This window comes from Ectothiorhodospira sp. 9100 (assembly GCF_022227565.1).
Classification (GTDB): domain Bacteria; phylum Pseudomonadota; class Gammaproteobacteria; order Ectothiorhodospirales; family Ectothiorhodospiraceae; genus Ectothiorhodospira; species Ectothiorhodospira marina.
Window position 1 is genome coordinate 22,818 of record NZ_JAJNAN010000038.1, and the last position, 6,251, is coordinate 29,068.

3 protein-coding genes are annotated in these 6,251 nt (G+C 62.8%); 2 read left to right on the top strand and 1 reads right to left on the bottom strand.

Translation table 11 applies throughout. The annotated features are described in order from the left end of the window. Positions 1–79: 79 nt before the first annotated feature. The gene (locus LPW29_RS11460) at positions 80–2,374 is read left to right on the top strand and encodes a sensor domain-containing protein (protein WP_238628115.1); all 2,295 of its coding nucleotides are present in this window, start codon (positions 80–82) and stop codon (positions 2,372–2,374) included. A 10-nt stretch (positions 2,375–2,384) separates the two neighbouring features. Here LPW29_RS11460 and LPW29_RS11465 read toward each other — a convergent pair whose 3' ends face one another. After that, positions 2,385–3,113, bottom strand: a complete 729-nt coding sequence (locus LPW29_RS11465; protein WP_238628116.1) for a flagellar brake protein — start codon at positions 3,111–3,113, stop codon at positions 2,385–2,387. Positions 3,114–3,308: 195 nt separating this feature from the next. Between LPW29_RS11465 and LPW29_RS11470 the strand changes: the two genes are divergently transcribed. After that, positions 3,309–6,065, top strand: coding sequence for a sensor domain-containing protein (locus LPW29_RS11470; protein WP_238628117.1), 2,757 nt, complete (start codon positions 3,309–3,311; stop codon positions 6,063–6,065). The last annotated feature ends 186 nt before the right edge of the window (positions 6,066–6,251 follow it).

Consider the following 6,251-nt stretch of genomic DNA (forward strand, 5'->3'; position numbering starts at 1 on the left):
CAGGAGTCAGATTTCGGCCAGGACTCTCCAGGATGCGAGATTCAAGGGATAGACACCCCCTCCCCATGGGGTTGATGGCATGAACACCATCGACCCTCAGGTAGAGCGGACACGTTTTCTTTACAACGGGTTGAGCGCCTCGCTTCCCATCAGCCTGCTGGCGGCCGCGGCGCTGGCCTGGGTGCATTGGAGCCTGGTGCCCCAGGCACTGATCCTGCTCTGGCTGTTCCTTCTGGCCGGCGCCACGGCGCTGCGCGCCACCCTGCTGCTGTATTTCAGGCGGGCTGAACGCCAGGGCCGGGATCGCAGCAGAATCTGGTTGATCCGTTTTCGGCGCGGTGCCCTGGCCATGGGCCTCGCCTGGGCCGTGGGCGCTGGCGTTCTCAGTCAGTCCGGCGACCCCCTTTCCGAGTTCTTCCTTGCCTTTGCCATGGCGGGTATCAGTTCCGGGGTCATGATCGCCCTGGCCACCGACCGCCTCTCCGCCCTGCTGATCATCGGGCCCATGCTCCTCGCGCTGGGGCTTGCCCTGGTCTTGCCAGGCAACGGTCTGTCCCCCATGGCCGGCGCCATCGTGTTGCTGTTTCTGCTTTTCCTCGCCCTCATGACCGGGCGGATCCAGAGCAGTTTCGAGGAGAATTTCCGGCTGCGCCAGCAGGCCGAGTCCCAGCGCGGGGTGATACGCGACAATGAACTGCGATGGCGCTTTGCCCTGGAGGGCAGTGGCCAGGGCCTCTGGGACTGGGACATGATCACCGGCCAGGTGTACTACGCGCCCCGATGGGCCAGAATGCTGGGGCACGAATCCCCGGAGCTGGAACCGCTGCTGCGCACCCGGGAGGAACGCATACACCCCGATGATCTGCTCAGGGTGCACGGCCGCCTGAACGCCCATCTACGCGGCGAAGCCCCCCTCTTCGAGGCGGAATACCGCATGCGCCACCGGGAGGGATACCACGTGTGGGTCCACGACCGGGGTCAGGTGATTGAGCGCACCGCCAGTGGCAAGCCCATCCGCATGATCGGCATTCAGGAGGACATCTCCCGTCGCAAACGGGTGGAAAAATCCCTTTACGAAGAACGCCAGTTGTTTGCCACCGGCCCGGTCGCCCTGTTCATCTGGGATACGGTGGATAGTGGTCGGGTACTCTACGCCTCGGAGAACGTCCAGGATCTGCTGGGCTACACCCGGGGAGAGCTGATGTCCCCAGACTTCAACTACGCGGACCTGATCCATCCCGAGGACGTGGCCCGGGTTCTGAACGAACACCAGGATCACGCCCGAAGCGAGGTCCATCAGTTTGAACAATCCTACCGACTGCGCCACAGGGGCGGCCATTATCGCTGGTTCTACGACATCACTCGGCCGGAGCGGGACGAGACCGGTCGGATGCAACGCATTCGCGGTTATCTGTTTGACCAGACCCACCTCAAGGAGATGGAGCAGGCCCTGGCACAGAGTGAACGGCAGAATCGCGCCTTGCTGGAGGCCATGCCGGACCTGGTGCTGCGGTTCAATGCCGAAGGGCGCTATCTGGACTGGCACTCCGGCAACAGTGCGCTGCTTTACGCACAGCCGAAGCGGTTCGTTGGCCGAACCCTCAGCCAGGTTCTGCCGGACCAGGCGGCCTGGACCCTCTACGAGGGCATCCATTCCGTGCTGCTCCACGGGCGCATGCGCCGGGTGGAATATGCCCTGGAGATCGGCCCCGCCACCCACTACTTTGAGGCCCGGCTGGTCAAGCTCAACGACGATGAGGTGTTGGCGGTCGTACGTGATGTCACCACCCAGAAGCAGGCGGCCGAGCGCATCAACCAGCTGGCCTACTGCGACACCCTGACCCAGCTACCCAACCGCCGCCTGCTGATGGAAAACATTCGCCATGCCATGGCGGCGGGCCAGCGCTCGGGGCAACATGGGGCCCTCCTGTTCCTGGACCTGGATCATTTCAAGGCCCTGAACGACACCTATGGACATGCCATTGGCGATCTTTTGTTGCAGCAAGTGGCCGTGCGTTTACGCGAGGCAGTGAGGGAAGCAGACACAGTGGCCCGCCTGGGTGGGGATGAATTCGTGGTGATGCTGGAGGATCTGGAGCTGGCCGAGGAAGCGGCCCTGCAGCAAGCGCGGCAGGTGGGGCAGAAGATCCTGGACGCCCTGGGGCAACCCTATGACCTGGATGGCATGGCGTATCGCTGTACCCCCAGCATTGGCATCAGCCTCTTCCATGGCCGCCGACTGGACGTGGAGGAACTCATGCGCCGGGCCGATCAGGCCATGTACCAGGTGAAGAAGACGGGGCGCAACGGCATGCATGTATTCCATGCCAGCACCACGCGACTGCTGCATTTCCCCACGCAGGATCGACAGTAGTGGCCGTTCCTCAGGTTCGCTTGGCGGCCTCGCATTGCAGATCCATGATGAATCGGTTGAGCATCCGCTCCGCACTCGGACTCAAAAACCCGAACTCCAGCCCCACTCGGTAGAGGTCATCCCGCCCGGTATGGCGCTGGCAGTTGCGCAGCACGGCATCGATGTCCCGCCAGCGATGGGGGCCGATCACCAGGGACTGAATCACCACGGCGCCCCCCGTCACGGGCGCTGGCTGCTCGTCCGGCTCCCAGTCCAGCCCCATTCCCTGGATGGACAAATCCACCGGCCGGCCCTCATGAAGAGACTCTTCCCCCGTCTCCTCGTTGCGCTGGGCCCATGTCACCTGTGCCGCCATGCTCAGCGGGATGCTCATGCGGAAGGCCCCGCGTCGCTGACGATAATCCACTTCCTCGGGCCACTCACACACGAGGGCCTGCAGGTCTTCATCCTGCGCCAACCGTTCGAGAATGACCTCAAAATATACCGGCACGCCGCGCAACGAGCCCCTCACCCGCAGTGGCATGCCCGGGACCAACTGCTGGACCAACGCTTCGTTATTGGGCGCCTCCAGGGCCAGCTTGCCACTCTCTGGAGCGGTATCCAGCAACTGTGTCACTCCCTGCAGACGCCGTGGCGTGCCGGTCATGGTGAGCAAAGCCCGGTTCCTGATCAGCTCACGAAACAGAGATTGCTGGCGGCGGCGGTTGCGGATCAAGGTGGTGGAGGAGGGATCAGACATGAAAAATTTGCCTGCTGGCAAAAGACAGAGGGCACTCATGATAACATTCGGAACCTGATTCGGCCGCCCTGGGACACCGTGCCATTTCCGTGACAGGAGTCGACCCCATGGGGCAACCTCGCCTGGGTCAATGCGCCTCACTGCCCTGGCAACGCAACCCAACCACTCAGGCCCTTCTCCCGGATGCTTTCCCCGATGCAACTGTGGCATGAACATTTTCAGCAGATCGTCGAGGAGGCCTCCGACGCCATCCTGCTGCTGGACGCAAACGGCACCATCCGTTATGCAAATCCCTCCGCGGCCCGCCTGTTTGAGCAGTCACGGGATCAACTGCTGGGCTACGACTTCGGCTTCGTGGTGGTCCCCGACGAACCCACCGAGATCGAGATACCCCATCGCCTGCGCGGCGTGATCTCCGTGGATGTACGCACCGTGCCCATGCAGATGGGGACGGACACGGTATCGGCCGTGTATCTGCGGGATGTGACCGATCGCAAGCGCGCCGAGCAGGCGGCCCGGGAAAAGGATGCCATCTTCGAAAACCTGCTGGAAAAGGTGCCGGATATCGCGATCCAGGGCTATTGCATGGACGGCAGCGTGTTCTACTGGAACAAGGCCAGCGAACTCATGTATGGCTACACCGCCAAGGAGGCAATGCAGGGTAATCTGCTGGATCTGATCATTCCCGACTCCATGCAGGCCCAGACGCGCAAGGCCCTGCGGTTGGTCAAGGCCGGCGGCCCCACACCTGCCTCGGGCCCACTCACCCTCAAGCGCAAGGATGGCACCCCGGTGCAGGTCTACTCCGTTCATACCACCCTGGAAACTGGCACGGACGACCTGAGATTGTTCTGCATGGACGTGGACCTGACCAAGAAGAACCGCGATCAACTGCGGCTCCAGGAGGCCATTCAGGCTGGCAACATCGGCCTGTTCGACTGGGACCTCAGTACCGGCAAGGTCTTCTACTCCCAAGAGTGGAAACAGCAACTGGGCCACGAAGACGATGAGATCGGCGACACTTTCGAGGAATGGAGCACTCGACTGCACCCGGAGGACAAGGAAGCTGCGGAGCAAAGGGTGCGCGAGTTTTTGGCCAACCCCCACGGTCGCCTCACCAACGAAATACGCATGCGTCACAAGGATGGCTCGTATCGCTGGATCCTGGCCCAGTCCTCCCTGGTCATTGGCGCCGACGGGCAACCGGCCCACATGGTGGGGTCCCATCTGGACATCACCGAGCGCCACGCGACGGAGGATAGCCTGCAGCGTCTGGCCTTTGCCGTGGATCAGAGCCCGAGCATCGTGGTGATCACCGACACCCAAGGCCACATCCAGTACGTGAACCATCAGTTCTGCAATGTCACGGGGTTCCGCCCGGAGGATGTCTCGGGCCTATCTGCCCAGGATCTGGGCAACACCTACCCCGCGGGAGACGAGGCAAGCCGGGTATTTCCCGTACTCTCCCAAAAGGGCCTGTGGGAGGGGCAATTTCGCAACCTCAAGAAGAACGGGGAGCCTTACTGGGAGCAGGCCCGCATCTACCCCATCCGCAATACCCAGGGGGAAGTCACCCATTACATCAAGCTGGCCGAGGATATCACCGACAAAAAGGAACTCAGCGAACGCCTGGATTTTCTGGCCTTCCACGACCCGCTCACCGGCCTGCCCAACCGGGAACTGCTGATCGATCGGCTCACTCAGGCCATGGCCGTGGCGCGACGGGATCGCCATGCCCTGGCAGTGGCCTTCCTGGACCTGGATGACTTCAAGGTGATCAATGATTCCCTGGGTCACGAGCGGGGCGACGAGCTGCTGATTCAGGTTTCATGTCGACTGCGGGAGTACCTGCGCGAGGGAGACACAGTGGCCCGTTTCGGCGGAGACGAATTCCTGCTGCTGCTGGGTCATCTGCATAAGGCCCAGGACGTCATTCCGGTGGTGGAACATCTGCAGGAGGCTTTCTCCAAGCCTTTCACCCTCGGGGATACCCCGGTGGTGATCAGCTTCAGCATCGGCATGGCCGTGTTCCCCCACGACAGCGAGCGACCGGAAGAATTGGTCCGCCATGCCGATGCGGCCCTGCACAGGGCCAAGACCGAGGGGCGACGCTCCTATAATTTCTACACCCGGGAGCTGGATCACCAGCTTCAGGATCGCATGCAACTGGAGCAGGCCATGCGCCTGGGCCTGGAGAATCAGGAGTTCTATCTCTGCTACCAGCCACGGGTGGAGTTGAGCACCGGCCGCATCATGAGTCTTGAGGCCCTGGTGCGCTGGAACCATCCCCAGTGGGGCCCGGTATCACCGGGCCGCTTCATTCCGCTGGCCGAGGAGACCGGCTTCATCCTGGCCCTGGGCCCGGAGGTGCTGCGTCTGGCCTGCCTGCAGATACGGCAGTGGGATGAGCAAGGCATGCCCGTCGTGCCCGTGGCGGTGAATTTATCGGCACGGGAGTTTCACCAGCCGGACATCCTGGAGCGCACCCTGTCCATCCTGCAGCAGACGGGTATCGAGCCAGGTCGCATCGAGTTCGAGATCACGGAAAGTGCCGCCATGAGTTCCGTCGAGCGCACCATCGAGACCCTCGCGCAGATGAATGCCCGGGGTTTTCATTTCTCCATCGATGACTTCGGCACTGCCTATTCATCCCTGAACTACCTCAAGCGCCTGCCGGTACAGGCCATCAAGATCGATCAGTCCTTCGTTCTCGACCTGCAGGACAACCCGGAACAGCATCCAGAAGATGCGGCCATCATTCGGGCCATCATCGGCCTGGGGCATACGCTGGGTCTCGAGGTGATTGCCGAGGGCGTCGAGACCCCGGCTCAGCGCGAATTCCTGCTTGAACATGGCTGCCGCATTGGCCAGGGCTTTCTGTTCAGTGCCGCCGTACCCGGTGAACGCATCCAGGCCATGATGCTCAAGCAGGTGGAGCATCCCCCGAGTTAACGTGAAAGAACCAAGGTTCGGCTACAAACACTCCCTTCTCCCCCTCGGGGGGGGGGGGGAGAAGGGCCGGGGATGAGGGGGGGGAAGCATGCACTGTGCCAGCCCGGGGGCCGCCCCCCCCCCCCCCCCCCCCCCCGGGGGGGGGGGGGGGGGGGGGGGTTTGGTGGGGGGGGGGGGGGGGGGGGG

Coding starts and splice junctions, on each gene's coding strand:
- LPW29_RS11460 (WP_238628115.1), top strand. CDS start 80: ATGAACACCATCGACCCTCAGGTAGAGCGGACACGTTTTCTTTACAAC.
- LPW29_RS11465 (WP_238628116.1), bottom strand. CDS start 3,113: ATGTCTGATCCCTCCTCCACCACCTTGATCCGCAACCGCCGCCGCCAG.
- LPW29_RS11470 (WP_238628117.1), top strand. CDS start 3,309: ATGCAACTGTGGCATGAACATTTTCAGCAGATCGTCGAGGAGGCCTCC.